The organism is Marinobacter sp. M3C, assembly GCF_023311895.1.
GTDB lineage: Bacteria > Pseudomonadota > Gammaproteobacteria > Pseudomonadales > Oleiphilaceae > Marinobacter.
Genome location: NZ_CP092284.1, coordinates 94,638 through 110,917, shown reverse-complemented (window position 1 = coordinate 110,917; position 16,280 = coordinate 94,638). Strand labels below are relative to the sequence as shown.

Below are 16,280 nucleotides of genomic sequence, written 5' to 3'. Positions count from 1 at the left end.
CATCAAAGCTGAGGCAGCACCGGGGTGGTTACTCGCACATCAGCGTTCTGGCCGCGATGGCGCAAATAGTGGTCCATTAGCACAATGGCCATCATCGCCTCGGCGATGGGCGTCGCGCGAATGCCCACGCAGGGGTCGTGGCGGCCGGTGGTGATAATCTCGACCGGGTTGCCGTCAACATCAATACTCCGGCCCGGCAAGCGCAGGCTGGAGGTCGGCTTGAGCGCGATGCTTGCCAGAATAGGCTGGCCGGAGGAAATACCCCCCAGAATGCCACCAGCTTGATTCGACAAAAACCCTTCAGGTGTCATTTCGTCACGGTGTTGAGTACCTTTTTGGTCAATACAACCAAAACCGGCACCAATTTCAACGCCTTTTACCGCGTTAATGCTCATCAAAGCGTGGGCAAGGTCTGCGTCTAGCCGGTCAAACACCGGCTCGCCCAGCCCCGGTGGTACGCCTTCGGCTACCACGTTAATACGGGCGCCAATAGAGTTGCCTTCTTTGACCAACGCCTTCATGTAGGCTTCCATTTCCGGCACTTTGCTGGCATCCGGGCAGAAAAACGGATTCTGGTGCACTTGCTCCCAATCCAGGGTCTCGGCTTTTATCGGGCCTAATTGGCTCAGGTAGCCACGCACGGTAATGCCTAGGCGATGCAGCAGGAATTTCCGCGCTACGGCGCCGGCGGCCACCCGCATGGCGGTCTCGCGGGCCGAAGAGCGTCCACCACCGCGATAATCCCGCTCACCGAATTTGTGGTGATAGGTGTAATCGGCGTGGGCCGGGCGAAACTGGGTGGCGATTTTTGAATAATCTTTGGAGCGCTGATCGATATTTTCAATCAGCAGACCAATAGGCGTGCCGGTGGTGCGGCCTTCGAATACGCCGGAAAGAATGCGCACTTCATCGGCTTCGCGGCGCTGGGTGGTGTAGCGCGACGTGCCCGGTTTGCGGCGATCAAGATCGTACTGCATGTCTTCTTCACACAGCTCCAGCCCCGGCGGACAGCCATCAATCACACACCCCAGAGCGGCCCCGTGGCTTTCACCAAACGTGGTCACCGTGAACAGCTTGCCAAATGTGTTTCCAGACATAATTCAGTATCTTATCAAGTTGTTATAAAAAAAGTGTAAAGATTTTTTCAGCTGTTCGACAGATATTTACGCAAGTCTTTAGCGACAATAGCGAGCACCCCGTCGCCGCCGTTTTCAAACTCCAGCCAGGTCAGCGGCAGCTGAGGGTAGGCCGCATCCAGCTCTGGCCAGCTGTTACCGACTTCCACAATTAACAGACCGTTGTCGGTCAGCCGATCAGCCGCTCCGGCCAATATGCGATGGGCAATCTCCAGGCCGTCTTCACCGGCCGCCAGGCCCAATACTGGCTCATGGCCGAACTCCACAGGCATGTCGGCCAGATCCCGTGCATTGACATAGGGCGGGTTACTCAGAATCACATCGTAACGTTCATTCAGATTGCTGAACACATCCGATTGCACGGTACGCACCCGCTCGCCCAATTGATGCAAAGCAATATTGGAATCGGCCACCGCCAGCGCGTCGGTGGAAATATCCGCCAGGTCAACCTCGGCGCTGTCAAACACCGTGGCTGCGGCAATACCAATGCAGCCGCTGCCGGTACACAAATCCAGAATACGCTCAACATAAACATCGCCCAGCCAGGGCTGCAAGCCATTTTCCAGCAGCTCTGCCAGCGGTGAACGCGGCACCAGCACCCGCGGGTCTACGTTAAATGGCAGTCCCATAAACCAGGCTTCGCCCAACAGATAGGCCAGCGGAACCTGCTCTTCTACCCGGCGCTCTATGCGCTCCAGAATCAGCTCGCGCTCTTCGCGCACCAGGCGCGCATCCAGAAACAGGTTATTGTTTTCCAGCGGCAAATGCAGGCTGCGCATAACCAGCTGTACCGCTTCGTCCCAAACGTTGTCGGTGCCATGGCCAAAGTACAGCGGCGACTTGGCAAAACGGGAGCAGGCGTAACGCAAAAAGTCGCGTACGGTGGCCAAATCATCAACGGGGCTGGTCACGGCAAAAGAGTCCTGTCTGAACGGAAAATGGGCAAATAGTATACGTGTTTTGGCTGTCTTGCGCGCGGCCTAAACCGGCTTAAACCGCGAGCGGGCCTGAGCTGCTGTGGTCTTGCTCATAGCGGTCCAAAGCCGCTGCCATGCGCTCGCGACCCAGCTGAATCAGCTCTGGTGCTTTGTGAAAATCGTAGCTGCGGCATACGTTTTTTGGAATATTTACCAACAGGTCAGGCGGGTAGCCGGCAATTTTGTACTGTACCAACACGCTCTGCATGGTTTCAATGGCCAGGTTCATCACCTCGAACTTGCCAATACCCAGCTTTTCCCAGTTAATGGTTTGGCCTTCGTCCTGAGTTTTGCTGGTGCTTGTCGGCTCGGCTGATTTCAGGCTTTGTGCCGCTTCTTCTTCGGCCTGCTTACGCTGTTTTTTGGCGTTCTGCTTTTGCACTTCGCGGCTGATTTTATCTTCCGCGGGCTCACCGTCGACTTTACCGCCGGCCAACCCTTTCAGCGTGTCCCAGTCAAACCAGCGCGAGGCTTTTTCACGCATTGCGCTCATCCACTCTTCACTGTCGTCATCATCGTCGAGGCTGGTAAAAGCCGCATCCGACAGGCGCTGGCTGCGCTCTTCTTCACCCGCCAGGTTCACCGCAACAATCAGGTCGGCATGGGCCGAAATGGTCGGAATGATCGGCAGCGGGTTCAGGGTGGCGCCGTCAACCAGCACCCGGCCGTTCAGTACCAGCGGCGTCACCACACCGGGAATGGCCACCGACGCGCGTATGGCCTGGTCCAGCGGGCCTTCCTGAAACCAGATTTCTTTATGGCCCAGAAGGTCTGTGGCTACCGACGTAAACGCAATGGGCAAGTCTTCTATGCGCGTATCGCCTAGAATGTCGCTGACGATAGAAAAGATTTTCTCACCGCGAATAGCGCCCACCGCACTGAAGGTTACGTCCAGTAGCTTAAGCACATCGAACTGCCCTAATCCCGTTACCCAGTCTTTGTACTGCTGCAGCTTTCCCGCAGCGTACATGCCGCCCACCAGGGCTCCCATAGAGCAACCGGATATCGCAATAATTTCATAGCCGCGTTCGTTAAGCACTTCAATGGCGCCAATATGGGCATAACCGCGGGCGCCGCCGCTGCCCAGGGCGAGCGCTACGGTAGCGCGCTTTTGCCGAGGCGCCAGCTTTTTGTCTTTGTCGGTTTCCGACGCAGCGGCAGAAGCCAGACCGCCGCTTTCGACCACCACGGAACTGCTGCTCGCGGCGGTTTTCACAGAACCTGCCGTCAGGCTTTTGTCAGCAACCGTCTTGTCATCGTTTTTAGATGTCATGACATCACCTTGAAATCACCACAATTTCCACACGGTTACCTTTGCGGTTCGGATCTGACTGAATAATGCTCGGGCCCACCACCACTAACTGCTGGCGTTCCTTTACAATGCCGGTTTGCACCAGCAAATCAGACATCGATTCACCAGCCGTGCGGGCGCGAGCCATGGCGTCTTCCAGCGGCTCGCTGCCTTCCAGTTCCGAGTAGGTGATCAGCATCACGGTGCTGCCGTCGGCATCGGCCCAGTCCAGTAACATGCGGCGGTCCTGTGATTGCCAGTCAAAGCGCACAATAAAGCCGTCTCGCCAGGCCACCGTCAAAGGCCCGCGAATGCGACTTTCCAGAGACCCCAGGCCCGGCACCACGGCGCCCGAGCCAACCTCGAAGTGCTCTACCCAGACGTATTCGCTCTGGTTACCGCGGGTAACCGTGTATACCAGGGTTAGCCAGCGCTGGCCGTCTTCACTGACGGTGCCCGTCACCAAGTAATCCTGTGCAGTGTCGCGGCCAAGCAGCATGGATTTGTCAAAAATCTGATTGACCCACACGTTGCTGCGACCGCAACGCACGCCCGAGCATTCAAACAATATGTTAGCGCCAGAGTCCAACAGCGCCTGGCGATAGTAATTCAACGCATTGACCCGGCTGGAGTCCGTGTTAATGCGATACAGCAGGCTGTTACCGGACACCGGCAGCCGGGCCATCACATCGGAACGAATTTCATTGTTGATCTCCCGCACAGGGCTGAACAGAACAAGATGCCCGCCCGACTCCAACGGCCGGGTTTCTTCCAGCTGTGACGCGGGGAACGGCTCTGGAGCTGTCTCCGGAAATACAGCCAGTGCCTGTTTGCTGGCAACAGCGAGCATCGCTCCAAGTGTTAACGCAGCTCCAATAACAAAATTTTTCGCACATCGACCTTGCAACACAGCATCACCTATTGATTCAAAAATCGTTTAACAGCCTCGGTCACCGGACGGGTATCGCCATCCAGATGACAGTGGTGGCCACCGGGAACATCAACCTGCTGGAAATCTTTAATCACTTGGGCGCGGATTTTGGTAATGTCGGCGTTGTCTGCTAACAATCCGGATTGCGCCCGCACAAATAACGTTGGCGTGCTCAGCGCCGCCAAAGACGCCAGCACCTGCTGTTCTGACAGCGTCAGCGCCGAGGGGTACCGCAACCGCGAATCGGTGCGCCACAACCAGCCGCTTTCCACTTTTTGCATATTACGAGGTATAAGGGCCAGAGCAGCTTCGGGGCTCAAAGGACTCAGGCCGCCAGCCCGTACCTTCGCCGCTGTTGCCAGGTCCGGATACAACGCCGGCTTGCCAGAGCCCGCAAGGCGTTTGCTAATGGAACGGCGCAACTGGGGAATTACGTCGTGTTCGTGGCGGCTGAGCGCACCCAGGCTGTCAATCAGCACCAGTTTGCGCACCCGCTCGGGGAACGCCGCAGCGTAAAGCGCCGCAACAATGCCGCCAAGGGAGTGCCCAATCAGGTCCAACGGAGTCTTGTCAGCGTCAAAGTGAAGCTCGATCAGTTCGGCCAGATCCGCTACGTAATCCATCAACACATAATGTTGCCCCGGCGGGCGATGGCCGGAATGGCCGTGGCCTGCAAAATCGACCGCGTACACGTCGCCAAGACAGGTCAGTTCCGGTGCCAGATGGGTAAATGTATCGCTGTTATCAAGCCAGCCGTGCAGCAACAACATTGGCCGCAGGTTCGCGGCTTCGGGTTGTGCGGACCAGTTCAAACCCGCCAGCGTAATGTGTTCCAGTGGCCAGAGAGCTTCCCGCCCGGCGGCAAATTCTGTGCCTGTATCCGCCAATGCGGCACCAACTTCGGTCATCGCGTACCTCAGAGTGTATGGGTGGGGCGGTCAGAACTCAGCGAACCCGCCAAATACGACTCGATTTTGGTTTTGGCCAATTCAGCGTCGTCATTAAACTGTACGCCAATACCGGCCGCGCGGTTCCCTTGTGCGCCTTTTGGTGTAATCCAGATAACCTTGCCAGACACCGGCAACTTCTCCGGTTCGTCCATCAGGTTGAGCAGCAAAAACACCTCGTCACCAAGCTGGTACTGCTTTTGGGTGGGAATAAACAGGCCACCCTGGCGGATATAAGGCATATACGCAGCGTAGAGCACTGCTTTGTCTTTAATGGTCAGGGTTAATATGCCACTGCGATTTCCGACTCCGGACCCCATAACAAATACCTTATCTGTGGTGTGTCAATAAATGCATCCATAAACGTTTCGGCAAACGCATCAATAAATATCGGTTAATCATAACAGTAGCGAGACCGATGCGGGTATTTGCCGGCTCTTCAATCAACATTGGCCGGCGCGGCTATCTCAGCCGGCACGCTGGCGTTTTGGCATCAGTTGCTGCCACGCCAGCAGCAGCCGGCTGGCTTCCAGCTCCGGGCTGGCATTGTATACAACGGCTTCACGCCCTTCACGCACCGCGTCCAGCAATTCATGGGCGCGCCAGGGCGGATTGCAGCCGGCCAGGAAGCGCAGCATATCCGCCGCTTCATGGTGCGCCGGCTCACCTCCGGCGCTCAGGCGGGCCAGGTCTGCCGCCCAGCCTTCAAACAGCCACAGAGTTTCATCCAGCCCCAGGGCTTTGAAGGCTTTGGCCGCATCGGCCAGGGTCGTCTGGTTTTTCATAAAGTCGCGAAAACCGCAAAAGGCCGCGTCGTGCAGCGCTATAAAGCCGCTGTTCAGATAATCCAAAGCCAGCCTCGGGGCATTGCCAGCCAACATCAACGCTTTCGCCACGGAAGTGCTTTCCGGCTGCTTTTCAGGTGGTAGCAGGGCCAGCTGGCCCACCAGCCAGCGTTCGGCGTCAGCTGCCACGGGTACCGGCAACGTATGAGTCTGACAGCGTGAGCGAATCGTCGGCAACAACGGCCGGCCGCTTTCCTGTAACAGCAACAGCACGGTATCACCGCTGGGTTCTTCCAGGGTTTTGAGCAAGGCGTTGGCAGCGTTTATATTAAGCTGGTCGGCGCGATCAATAATCGCGATTTTACGATGACCGACCTGAGGTGACGCAGAGGCAAAGTTAATCAATTCCCTGATTTGAACAATGCGCACCATGCGTGATTTTTCAGGGGTGTATATCCGCACATCGGGATGGCTGCCGGCACGTTTCAACTCGCACTGTTTGCAGTGGCCACAGGCTTGTGGCATTCCCTGTGGGTCGGTTTGCAGCTGATCACACAGCAACAAACCGGCAACCGCATCGGCCCACGCACGCTTACCAACACCGCGCTCGCCATTAATAATCAGTGCGTGGGGCAGCCGCGACTCCGTCAGCTGTTTCTGCACGCTGTGCCAGGCTTTTGCCAGCCAGGGCATATCGGTCGCAATATCGGTGCCTTGGTGTATCAATCCTTTGCCTCGCTGCTCGCTTAGAATGATTCGCTCGATTGAGCGGGAGACCTGCCTGAGCCCGCGCCCGCCTGCCGGCGCTGCCGTTTTATACGGGCCAGCAAGCGCCGCAGAAGGCGGATATCCGACACCGGCTGCGCAACTGCATCAACCGTTTGGCGACTATAGTAATGAGTATTGACCACACCGGCAAAAACTCTGGCAGAATCCGCCAGCGCCGGTTCCGCCCGTGCCAGCCGTTCAGCCAGTCCCAGGGGCGTTTCACCCCGGCGTACGGGTACACCAACACCCTCGCAAAACCTTTGCCAACGCTGAAGTTGACGCGCCACACCGGTATGGCGACCGCCCTGCCGGCCGCGCCAGGCACTGATCAACCCGGCGAACAGCAGTGCGGCCGCCACAGTGCCGGCGCTAATATAGCCCAGGTCGCGCATGGTAAGGCCACCGGGCAAGCGCGACAGCAGGTCCATCTGGCTCTGGCCCTGATACCCCACCACCCAGCGCTGCCATTGATAATTGACGCGATCCAGCTGCAGGCTGGCCCAAGTCAACAGTGGCAAGTTGCCGTATTTTTGCGGCGACAACCAGCTGTTTTCCAGAAACGAACCTTCTTCTGCCATCGCCTCTCGCAGGCCGGATTCGATGCGCGACGGCGCAATCGCTGCGGTCGGGTCAAGCCGAATCCAACCCGCACCCTCAAACCAGCCCTCTACCCAGGCGTGTGCGTCGTACTGGCGCACAATCAGGTATTCGTCTCCTGCTCCGGATTCGCCGCCCTGATACCCGACAACTATTCGCGCCGGAATACCCGCCGAACGCAGCACAAAGGCCATAGCGCCGGCGTAGTGGGCACAAAATCCCCGCTTCACATCGAACAATAAGGCATCAATGCCGTCATCGGGCATGGCCGGCGGCCGCAGGGTATAAAAATAGGGCTGCTCGCGGAAACGCTGTAGCAGCGCAGCAGCTACCCCACGGTCGTCATAACGGCTGCGCAGTTCGTCCGCTAAAGCCCGGGCCCGAGGGTTGCCGCTGGCAGGTAGCTGCAACAGGTTTCGGCGCTGCGCCGGTGACAGTTGAGCGTCAGAATCAGCAGGAGGCGTTTGCAAGGCCAGGCGATAACGCACGCTTGTGTCCGCGGGGCGGCGGAAGCGGAACAAATCCTCGTCTGTTTCTTCAATATTGGGCGATGCCGCCACCGAATCCTCCAGCGCGAACGCCCAAATCTGATCGGTAGGCTCCAGCAATATTTCGTATTGGTTTGCATCCATAGGTCCGGATACGCCTTCGATTTCAACCCGCCCCAAGCGCTGAAAGGCTGGCTGTGCAGACTGTTTCCAGGTTGCGCCGTCGAGATAATCCAGCGTCAGGCCGCGCCAATAGCGTTGCGCCTGGGGTGGTGCCGGCCCACCGAAGCTCACACGAAACGCACGCTCGCTGCTCTGGGCCAGGCTGGAAATATCGCCCGGGGTCATCTGATCGCTGATGCCGCTGCGGGCCTGGCCCGACACCAGCGGTACGCTCCACAGCGGCGCCATGCGCGGAAAAAACACAAACAATACGATCACCACCGGCAGCATTTTCAGCAGCAAGCCACCCAGGCGGCGACCACCAGAGCGCACACCCGCGGGCAACTCAGGAGCGTTCAGCACCTGCAAACCCAGCAGCAATAACACCACCGCGGTAAAATTAAACAGGGTCCAGTGTATGGCCTGATGAAACAGAAAATTCACCGCGGCCATGTACAACAAAATGAAAAACAGCACGTAAAAATCACGGGCGCTGCGGGTTTCAAGCCACTTAAGCGCCACGCACAGCACAAAAAACGACGCGGCAGTGTCTACCGTGAACTGGCTTTTTACGGTCGCCACGTAAAATCCGCCCAACACCAACACCAGCCCCGTTCGCCACCATCGGCCAGGTAAGCGTACACGGCCCAGGCGCGCCAGCCAGCGCCAGCCCATCAGCGCAACACACACCGCCAAAAGCCAGGGCGGCAGTCGGTCCCATTGCGGCACCAGCAACAGTGTAAAAGCTGCCACCAGCCACAACAGCGCCTTGCCAGGCAGTTGCACGGCTGGCACTTGAATGCCTGAACCGAGGGTTGGCGACGGTTGCTTGTTACGTCGGCGGAGGGTCATTGCGGGCTCCCGTTGCTGGCGACATCCAGCGACTCCGGGTCGGCGCTAGTGGATTTCAAACGACTGCCAAAGCGGCGGGGCTGGGGGTCGCGGGGCTTCTCTAGCCCCCACACCGCCAGCGCGCGCTGGCAGCGCAATGCGTGGGCAGCGCCGCTGCCTGGTTCGATCAACTGCCCTGGCAAACTCAGCCCGTAGCGCACATCCAAACGTTGGCGGTCATCCACCAGAAACGCTAAATAACTTAAACGTATTTCACTGCTTGCACCTATAAACGATTGAAAATCCAACCATTGCGGATTTCCAGCCTGCCCTTGCCAGTCTGCCACCACCAGCTTCCCGGTACGGGCAAAGCGTTTCCACAACACGCGCTGGCTGGAATCGCCCTCGCGCCAGGGCCGTAAATCGGCGCTGTCTGAACCAGCCTGAGCACTGGCCATTGCCTCGCTTTCGCCGTCCTCGGCTGTGGCGCGCAGTTCGGGCGCCGTGATGGGTTTTGCGAAAGCCAGGCCGGCTGACACCGGCCGCAACCAGGACCAGGCTTTCAACAGCCCAAAGGGGTAACGGGTTTCTATTCGAATTCGGTCCGGGCGCACATAACCACGGCGCGGCGCCCAAACCAGCACAGACACATCACGGCTTTGCCCTGCTGGCACACTCACCCACACAGGCAACGAATCTCCGCTGCTAACCTGCACCGCAATGGCGTCATCTTTACCCGCGGTCAGGCGCAAGCTAAATGGCATTGTGTCACCGGCAACGGACTCTCCCGCCCGGCTCAGGGCCAGAGTCAAACCGGCCAGGTTACGGTGGGTCTGGTGCATGGCGCCCACAAACACTCCGCCAAGGACAAAGGTCAGCATATAAATCAGGCTATTTTGATAGTTGATGCCGGTTATCAGCATGATCAATAGCAGCGCACCGAACATCACGCCGGCACCGGTAGGCAGAATAAACAGATTTTTCTGGCTGAACGTCTGGCGGTCAGATCTGGGCAGGCGGCGATTCACCCAGCGCTGCCAAAAACCATCAGTTGTCGGTTTCATAGTCGTCATTAATCCAGTATACGTAACAGCCTTTCGCGAATCGCCAGCGTATAGACAAATCGCCGAATTAATTTCCCTTAAAAAGAATACGAGAGGTTTTCCCCTTGATAGCGGCTACCCCCATCAGCGCTGATCAATTTGCCCGGCTTCAGGCCCATGCCAGCCAGTGCAGCGACTTTATGTGCCTGGGTGCTCCCGGCGCGGAAGCTGGCCGCGGTGAGCGCTTTGGTTTCACCGCACTGGCAACCGAGACCGTAGCGCTCGCAGGCAGCGATGTATACGCCGATAAAGCTGCGCTGGCCCGCACCGCGCACTTTATGGAAAACCAGCTAGCGCAGATGAAAAGTCAGCATTCGCAGGTTGACGAGCCGACGTCGCAAACAACACCCTGGCTGAGCGGCGGCTGGCTGGGTTTCGCCAGTTACGAGTTGGGGTATCGGCATTTGAAAGCTCCGGCGAATACGGCAACAACCACTTCATCCAGTACCGACCGCAATCCATTGCCCGCCATGCAAGCCGGTTTATACCTGTGGATGGCGAGCTGCGATCGGCAAAGTGGACAATATTACCTGTGGATTCATCCGCAGTGCGCAACTGCCACTCGGGCGCAACTGGCGGACTGGCAACAAGAAGACGCAGCTTCGCCCCTGCCCGAACAACACTGGCGCATGACCCAAGCATTTACGCCACGGCAATCAGCAGCAGATTTCATGGCCGGCGTTGAACGGGTGAAAGAGTACATTCTGGCGGGAGATTGCTATCAGGCCAATTTGTCCCAGCAGTTCAGCGGGCAGTACCGGGGCGATCCCTGGCGCGCCTATCAGGCGCTTGCCAGCGCGCACCCTACGCCCTACGGCGCCTTTCTACGGCTCGGCGACCAGGCCATTGTTTCGGCCTCGCCGGAGCGTTTTCTTCAGATCAGCGGCGATACCGTGCGCACCAGCCCTATCAAAGGCACACGGCCACGGGGCAAAGATGCCGAGCAGGATCGCGCCCTGGCGCAGGAACTGATGGATTCAGAAAAAGACCGTGCAGAAAATCTGATGATTGTGGATCTGCTGCGTAACGATCTCGGCCTGAACGCGGCCACGGGGTCTGTGCGTGTGGATAAACTTTTTGCGCTTGAGTCTTATCGCAACGTGCACCACTTGGTAAGCCACATTCATGCGACGCTGGCGCCCGGGGTATCGCCGCTGCGGGCGTTTTTCGATGCTTTTCCGGGTGGTTCGATTACTGGCGCGCCAAAAATCCGCGCAATGGAAATTATTCAGGAGTTGGAGCCGCACTGGCGCGGCCCTTATTGCGGATCGGTATTCCACCGCAACTTCGACGGCCAGCTAGACAGCAGCATCGCCATCCGCACCCTGGTGTGCGACAACGCCGGCGCCATCCATTGCTGGGGCGGCGGCGGCATAGTCACGGATTCAGAAGCCGAGAGCGAATACCAGGAAACCCTGACCAAGGTAAAACCGCTGATGGACTGCCTGGAACGAGAAGGCGGGCTATAGATTTGACGTATATAGATTAGAGATATATAGGCCACCCTCTTACAACACACGTTCCGGTTCCAGATTTAAAAGGCAATCAGGCGCTGTGCACCAAGCTGGCCTTCAGGAATTCCTGTTTTAAATCGTCAAACGTCTGCACCGCCGGGAACTGCGGAAATTCGCTGATCACGTTTTGCGGCGCGTGGAACAAAATACCGGCCTCAGCCTGCGCCAGCATGGTGGTGTCGTTGTAAGAATCGCCGGCGGCAATCACCCGGTAATTCAGCAGCTGAAAAGCACGAACCGACTGGCGCTTGGGGTCACGCTGACGCAGCAGGTAGTCGGTAATTTGACCGTTGTCCGCTACTTCCAGTTTGTGGCACAGCAACGCAGGATGGCCCAGCTTGGCCATCAGCGGCATGGCAAACTCGTAGAACGTGTCTGACAGAATCACCACCTGAAAGCGCTCGCGCAGCCAATCCAGAAAATCTGCGGCACCGGGCAGCGGGTCCAGCCCGCCAATGACTTCCTGAATTTGCGGCAGACCGTAACCGTGTTGGTCTAACAGCTTCACGCGCTGCTTCATCAGTACGTTGTAATCAGGAATGTCGCGAGTGGTTGCCTTGAGTTCTTCAATGCCGGTTTTCTCCGCAAACGCAATCCAGATTTCTGGAATCAATACTCCTTCAAGATCAAGGCATGCCAGTTCCACAGTGCTCTCCTGTTTCATCAATAAGGGAAGATTCGGTTGCCATCACAGTGCTGCGCACCCGCATCGGTTCGCTATGATAGAAAAAACCGCACGAAATTGCATCGCTCTGCACGCAGCCCGTCAGAGCACGGGAAGCTCTACATTCTCGAACAGCGCTTCAATCTCAGCGCGGTTGCTTTGTTTAGCCACAACCTGATCCACTACGTCGCGGGTCAGGTGGGGAGCAAAGCGCTGGATGAAATCGTACATGTAACCCCGTAAAAAGGTGCCCTTGCGGAAGCCGATGTGAGTAATGCTGCTGTCGAAGAGCTTGCTGGCATCTAGCGCCACCAGGTCAGTGTCTACTTTCGGGTCGTACGCCATGCTGGCAATAATGCCCACGCCAAGCCCCAGGCGCACGTAAGTTTTGATCACGTCGGCGTCGGCGGCGGTAAACACCACCTTGGGAATCAGGCTTGCGCTTTTGAAGGCTTCATCAAGCCGCGAGCGACCGGTAAAGCCGAACACATAGGTTACCAGGGAATATTCCGCCAGCTTGGCAAGAGTTAGCTCCGGTTCCGCTGCCAACGGGTGGTCTTTCGGCACCACGATGCTGCGATTCCAGCGGTAACAGGGCATCATGATTAGGTCGTTGAACACTTCCATGCCTTCGGTGGCAATGGCGAAATCGGCCGTGCCGGTGGCGGCCATTTCTGAAATCTGGGTGGGCGTACCCTGGTTCATGTGCAAAGACACGTCTGGATAGGCGTCCAGAAACCCACGAATCACCGGCGGCAAGGCGTAACGTGCCTGGGTGTGGGTGGTGGCTATGCTCAAGTCACCGGCGCGCTGGTTACTGAATTCCTGGGCAATCTTTTTGATGCCCTCGGCCCGGCGCAAAATTTCGCCGGCTTCGCGCACAATAATTTCGCCGCCCGGGGTAATACGGGTCAGATGTTTGCCGCTGCGGGCAAAAATCTCCAGCCCCAGCTCGTCTTCCAGCAGGCGAATCTGCTTGGAAATACCCGGCTGCGACGTAAACAGACTCTGCGCTGTAGCCGACACGTTCAGGTCGTGATGCGCAACCTCCCAGATGTAACGTAGCTGTTGTAATTTCATTAGCTGGGTTGCTCCCCGAGCGACCGGCGCAACGGCCGGTTCGCACTCACTGAGTTAAAGGATGTAGACCAGCATTTTACGCATAAGAGAATTATTTTTCATTCTTTTTTCGAATAATTAAAACCTGAAGCGTAAAGCGCCCATCAGCGCTCAATTACCCGCCTGAACGGTGGCAGCGAATCCAGTAGCAGCTGGCCATAGCGCCGCGCCACAATGCGCCGGTCCAAAATCGTCACCCGCCCGGTGTCTTCTTCGGTGCGCAGCAAGCGCCCTACGGCCTGAACCAACTTAATAGACGCTTCCGGCACGGTAATCTCCATAAACGGATTACCACCGCGCTGGGTCACCCACTCCGCCAGGCTGGCATCAATCGGGTCATCGGGTACTGAAAACGGCAAACGGGTAATCACCACGTGGTGCAGGTACTTACCCGGCAGGTCTATGCCCTCGGCAAAACTGGCAACCCCAAACAACACGCTGGGCCGGCCTTCATCCACCCGCGCGCAGTGTTGGCGCAGCACTTCGCCTTTGGCCATGTCGTCCTGGGTAATAATCAGCCCGGGGTAGTCACTGGCTAGCGCATCCCTTACCTGGTGCATCTGGCGCCGCGACGTAAACAACACCAGGGTCGCGGTTTCCCCTTGCCACAGCGTAGGCAGGCGTTCAATCAGCTCTTCCAGAAAACCGTCGTCGGTGGGCATGGCCTTCATGGCCGGCACTTCCACCGTAGCCATTTGCTGGTAACGAAACGAGCTGGGCACGACCAGGTAGCGGGCGTCTTCGGGCAACCCCGCACGGGAGCGAAGGCGGTCAAATTTACCCAAAGCCGTTAGCGTAGCGCTGGTTAATACCGAACCGTAGGCCCGCGACCACAGCCGCGTATACAGCAGGTTGTCGGCTAAAACCGGCGAACTGTAAAGGGTGATGTCCTCGGCGTGGTCCCAGCGCTGGCGCACTGTCCAGCGAGCCGGCGGCGGGCTTTTTGTTTCCTCACACCAGGCCGCCCAAAGGCGCAGCTGCTCTTCAGAGCGGCTGTGGAACGAGCCAATCACCGGGTACCAGGATTCTGCCGTTTCACGGTCAATATCGTGGGTTTTGCGCTCGTCAAAGGCACCCTGAAGCTCTTCAGCCAGAGCACCCAGATGGCGCGAAAAATTAGCGCTGGCAATGCGCGCTTCCGCCGCCAGTGCCACCATGGCATCGGGCAGCTGGCCTTCGGGATAGCGCCACTGGGCCGAGCGGCGCTCTTCGTTGAATTCCCAGGTAATATTGTGTTCGCAATATTCGTATACCCGGGTGACCACCAGATCGACCTCCCGCGCGGCTTCGCTGATGCGCTCCAGGGTTTTTGCCCCCTGGGTGCCAGGACTCAGGTACGGCTGCATTTTTACCAGCATCTGCGACAACTGTTTTAGCCAGCTGCGAGTAGAGTTCAGCGAAATAGACGCGGCGAAGTGATTCAGCGCTTTGTCTGGCAGATGGTGGGCTTCGTCAAATATAAACAGGGCGTTTTCCGGCTCTGGCAGTATCGCGCCACCGCCCAGGGCCAGATCTGCCAGCACCAGGTCATGGTTGGCTACGACTATATCGGCGGCGTCCAGATCTTTGCGGGCTTCAAAAAACGCGCAGCTGTCAAAATAACTGCAGTGGCGGTTGGTGCACTGCCGGTGGTCGGTGGTTACCTGGCGCCAGATATCGTCCGGAATCTGCTCCGGCCAGTGGTCGCGGTCGCCGTCCCACTTGCGCGCGCCGTAACTGGCCAACATTTCCTCGAAAAACGCGCGGGTGCCGGGTTCTTCTTTACCCGGCGCATCCAGCAAAAACAGCGGCATGGTGTCACTGTCGCCGTTGCCTTCGTCGTGCAGACGGCCTTCCAACCGCGACATGCACAAATAGCGGCCGCGGCCTTTGGCCAGGGTCCAGTTGATATCCATCTTGCTGTGCTTTTTCAGGTCTGGCAGGTCTTTCAGAACAATCTGGTCTTGCAGCGCCACCGTGGCGGTAGAAATCACCAGGGTTTTGTTCAGGGCTTTGGCCACCGGAATAGCGGCAATCAGATAGGCCAGGGTTTTACCGGTACCGGTACCGGCCTCCACCACACAGGCCGACGGCGGTGACGTACGCTGGCCATCGTTGTCGGTGATGTCGCCCATATAGCGGGCGATTTCGGCAATCATCAGGCGCTGGCCATAACGTGCGCGCACCTGCTTACCCGCCAACATGTCGCGGTAACCCTGCTGGATTTGCTGCTTGGTCTGTTCGCTCAGGGCCATCAGCGCGGGCTCATCCAGTCGCGTACAATACCCAGTCGAAATTGTTGCCCTTGCCTGCTTAACACCACGCCATCCTCAGTAATTTCTTCCACCCGCAAGCCTTGAAAGCTATCGCCCGGCCGCAGATTCTGGTTATTGATCATTACCCTGCGGGCCTGTGGCACCGAGGCAAATATGTGACTGTTTACCGTCAAATCCGGCACGCTGCGCTGGAACGACAGCGGCAGCTCAACCAAGTGCGGAACACGCACGCCATCTGCGCTACTTGCAGACACCCCGGCGCCCGAGGACACCAGCGAGCCAATCGGGTTATTACGATTGCCATTGCGATCAAACGCACCGCTGTTGCCGTAGCCCGACGGCACAATCACCGTCGGTGATTGAAACTCTGACGGGAACGCTGATTGAACGTCTGACGGCTGCGGCGCTGGAATCGCGCCCATTGCTGCTGAATTCTGCGCGGCCGTTGCCGGCACAGGATTTACAGAAGCTGCAGTCGGCGCCTCTTCAGGCGCACTCATTAGGTTCGCCATTGGGTCGTCTTGATCTGGCCAAAACACATAAGCCAATACCCCGGCATTCAGTAACAAACCCGCTGCCAACAATACCTGAATTGGCCAGTGCCGTTTTGGCGGCCGATGAATAAGCTGCAGCTGGCGCCCCAAATCCGGCACTTTGCCTTGATGGCGCTCGCTCTCCGATTTACGCAGCGCATCTAATATGTAGGACATGC

Annotated in this window: 14 protein-coding genes; 1 reads left to right on the top strand and 13 read right to left on the bottom strand. The window is 57.8% G+C overall.

The window, feature by feature from the left end; genetic code table 11:
* Positions 1 to 2: 2 nt before the first annotated feature.
* From aroC to MIH18_RS00405, 9 genes are all read right to left on the bottom strand, one after another.
* Positions 3 to 1,097, bottom strand: coding sequence for a chorismate synthase (aroC, locus tag MIH18_RS00445; RefSeq protein ID WP_249013592.1), 1,095 nt, complete (start codon positions 1,095 to 1,097; stop codon positions 3 to 5).
* 47 nt (positions 1,098 to 1,144) lie between these two features.
* A complete protein-coding gene (gene prmB, locus MIH18_RS00440) occupies positions 1,145 to 2,047 on the bottom strand; it encodes a 50S ribosomal protein L3 N(5)-glutamine methyltransferase (RefSeq protein ID WP_014871430.1) in 903 nt (300 codons plus the stop codon).
* 79 nt (positions 2,048 to 2,126) lie between these two features.
* The gene (locus tag MIH18_RS00435; protein WP_249013591.1) at positions 2,127 to 3,386 is read right to left on the bottom strand and encodes a patatin-like phospholipase family protein; all 1,260 of its coding nucleotides are present in this window, start codon (positions 3,384 to 3,386) and stop codon (positions 2,127 to 2,129) included.
* A 4-nt stretch (positions 3,387 to 3,390) separates the two neighbouring features.
* Positions 3,391 to 4,254, bottom strand: a complete 864-nt coding sequence (locus tag MIH18_RS00430) for a DUF4892 domain-containing protein (protein ID WP_249013590.1) — start codon at positions 4,252 to 4,254, stop codon at positions 3,391 to 3,393.
* Between the two features lie 68 nt (positions 4,255 to 4,322).
* Complete coding sequence (locus MIH18_RS00425) at positions 4,323 to 5,243, bottom strand: alpha/beta hydrolase (RefSeq protein ID WP_249013589.1); 921 nt, start codon at positions 5,241 to 5,243, stop codon at positions 4,323 to 4,325.
* Positions 5,244 to 5,251: 8 nt separating this feature from the next.
* Positions 5,252 to 5,602 carry a PilZ domain-containing protein gene (locus MIH18_RS00420; RefSeq protein WP_249013588.1) on the bottom strand — a complete coding sequence of 117 codons (351 nt, stop codon included), beginning with the start codon at positions 5,600 to 5,602 and terminating at the stop codon, positions 5,252 to 5,254.
* A 147-nt stretch (positions 5,603 to 5,749) separates the two neighbouring features.
* The gene (locus MIH18_RS00415; protein ID WP_249014579.1) at positions 5,750 to 6,760 is read right to left on the bottom strand and encodes a DNA polymerase III subunit delta'; all 1,011 of its coding nucleotides are present in this window, start codon (positions 6,758 to 6,760) and stop codon (positions 5,750 to 5,752) included.
* A gap of 53 nt (positions 6,761 to 6,813) precedes the next feature.
* Positions 6,814 to 8,934 carry a DUF3488 and transglutaminase-like domain-containing protein gene (locus MIH18_RS00410; protein WP_249013587.1) on the bottom strand — a complete coding sequence of 707 codons (2,121 nt, stop codon included), beginning with the start codon at positions 8,932 to 8,934 and terminating at the stop codon, positions 6,814 to 6,816.
* Positions 8,931 to 9,977 (bottom strand): DUF58 domain-containing protein, encoded by a 1,047-nt coding sequence (locus MIH18_RS00405; protein ID WP_249013586.1) that lies wholly within the window; start codon positions 9,975 to 9,977, stop codon positions 8,931 to 8,933. The genes MIH18_RS00410 and MIH18_RS00405 overlap by 4 nt, the downstream gene beginning before the upstream one ends.
* A 104-nt stretch (positions 9,978 to 10,081) precedes the next feature.
* On the opposite strand from MIH18_RS00405, the gene pabB reads away from it, so the two are divergent.
* Positions 10,082 to 11,485, top strand: coding sequence for an aminodeoxychorismate synthase component I (pabB, locus tag MIH18_RS00400; RefSeq protein ID WP_249013585.1), 1,404 nt, complete (start codon positions 10,082 to 10,084; stop codon positions 11,483 to 11,485).
* A 76-nt stretch (positions 11,486 to 11,561) separates the two neighbouring features.
* Here pabB and thrH read toward each other — a convergent pair whose 3' ends face one another.
* From thrH to MIH18_RS00380, 4 genes are all read right to left on the bottom strand, one after another.
* A complete protein-coding gene (thrH, locus tag MIH18_RS00395; protein ID WP_249013584.1) occupies positions 11,562 to 12,176 on the bottom strand; it encodes a bifunctional phosphoserine phosphatase/homoserine phosphotransferase ThrH in 615 nt (204 codons plus the stop codon).
* Between the two features lie 120 nt (positions 12,177 to 12,296).
* Positions 12,297 to 13,274, bottom strand: coding sequence for an HTH-type transcriptional regulator CysB (gene cysB, locus MIH18_RS00390; RefSeq protein WP_249005052.1), 978 nt, complete (start codon positions 13,272 to 13,274; stop codon positions 12,297 to 12,299).
* A gap of 143 nt (positions 13,275 to 13,417) precedes the next feature.
* Positions 13,418 to 15,547, bottom strand: a complete 2,130-nt coding sequence (gene dinG / locus MIH18_RS00385; RefSeq protein WP_249005053.1) for an ATP-dependent DNA helicase DinG — start codon at positions 15,545 to 15,547, stop codon at positions 13,418 to 13,420.
* Complete coding sequence (locus MIH18_RS00380) at positions 15,547 to 16,278, bottom strand: general secretion pathway protein GspB (protein WP_249013583.1); 732 nt, start codon at positions 16,276 to 16,278, stop codon at positions 15,547 to 15,549. The genes dinG and MIH18_RS00380 overlap by 1 nt, the downstream gene beginning before the upstream one ends.
* Positions 16,279 to 16,280 lie beyond the last annotated feature (2 nt).

Coding starts and splice junctions, on each gene's coding strand:
- MIH18_RS00420 (WP_249013588.1), bottom strand. CDS start 5,602: ATGGGGTCCGGAGTCGGAAATCGCAGTGGCATATTAACCCTGACCATT.
- MIH18_RS00435 (WP_249013591.1), bottom strand. CDS start 3,386: ATGACATCTAAAAACGATGACAAGACGGTTGCTGACAAAAGCCTGACG.
- MIH18_RS00415 (WP_249014579.1), bottom strand. CDS start 6,760: ATGCCCTGGCTGGCAAAAGCCTGGCACAGCGTGCAGAAACAGCTGACG.
- dinG (WP_249005053.1), bottom strand. CDS start 15,547: ATGGCCCTGAGCGAACAGACCAAGCAGCAAATCCAGCAGGGTTACCGC.
- MIH18_RS00410 (WP_249013587.1), bottom strand. CDS start 8,934: ATGACCCTCCGCCGACGTAACAAGCAACCGTCGCCAACCCTCGGTTCA.
- MIH18_RS00380 (WP_249013583.1), bottom strand. CDS start 16,278: ATGTCCTACATATTAGATGCGCTGCGTAAATCGGAGAGCGAGCGCCAT.
- cysB (WP_249005052.1), bottom strand. CDS start 13,274: ATGAAATTACAACAGCTACGTTACATCTGGGAGGTTGCGCATCACGAC.
- MIH18_RS00425 (WP_249013589.1), bottom strand. CDS start 5,243: ATGACCGAAGTTGGTGCCGCATTGGCGGATACAGGCACAGAATTTGCC.
- MIH18_RS00405 (WP_249013586.1), bottom strand. CDS start 9,977: ATGAAACCGACAACTGATGGTTTTTGGCAGCGCTGGGTGAATCGCCGC.
- MIH18_RS00430 (WP_249013590.1), bottom strand. CDS start 4,254: ATGCTCGCTGTTGCCAGCAAACAGGCACTGGCTGTATTTCCGGAGACA.
- aroC (WP_249013592.1), bottom strand. CDS start 1,097: ATGTCTGGAAACACATTTGGCAAGCTGTTCACGGTGACCACGTTTGGT.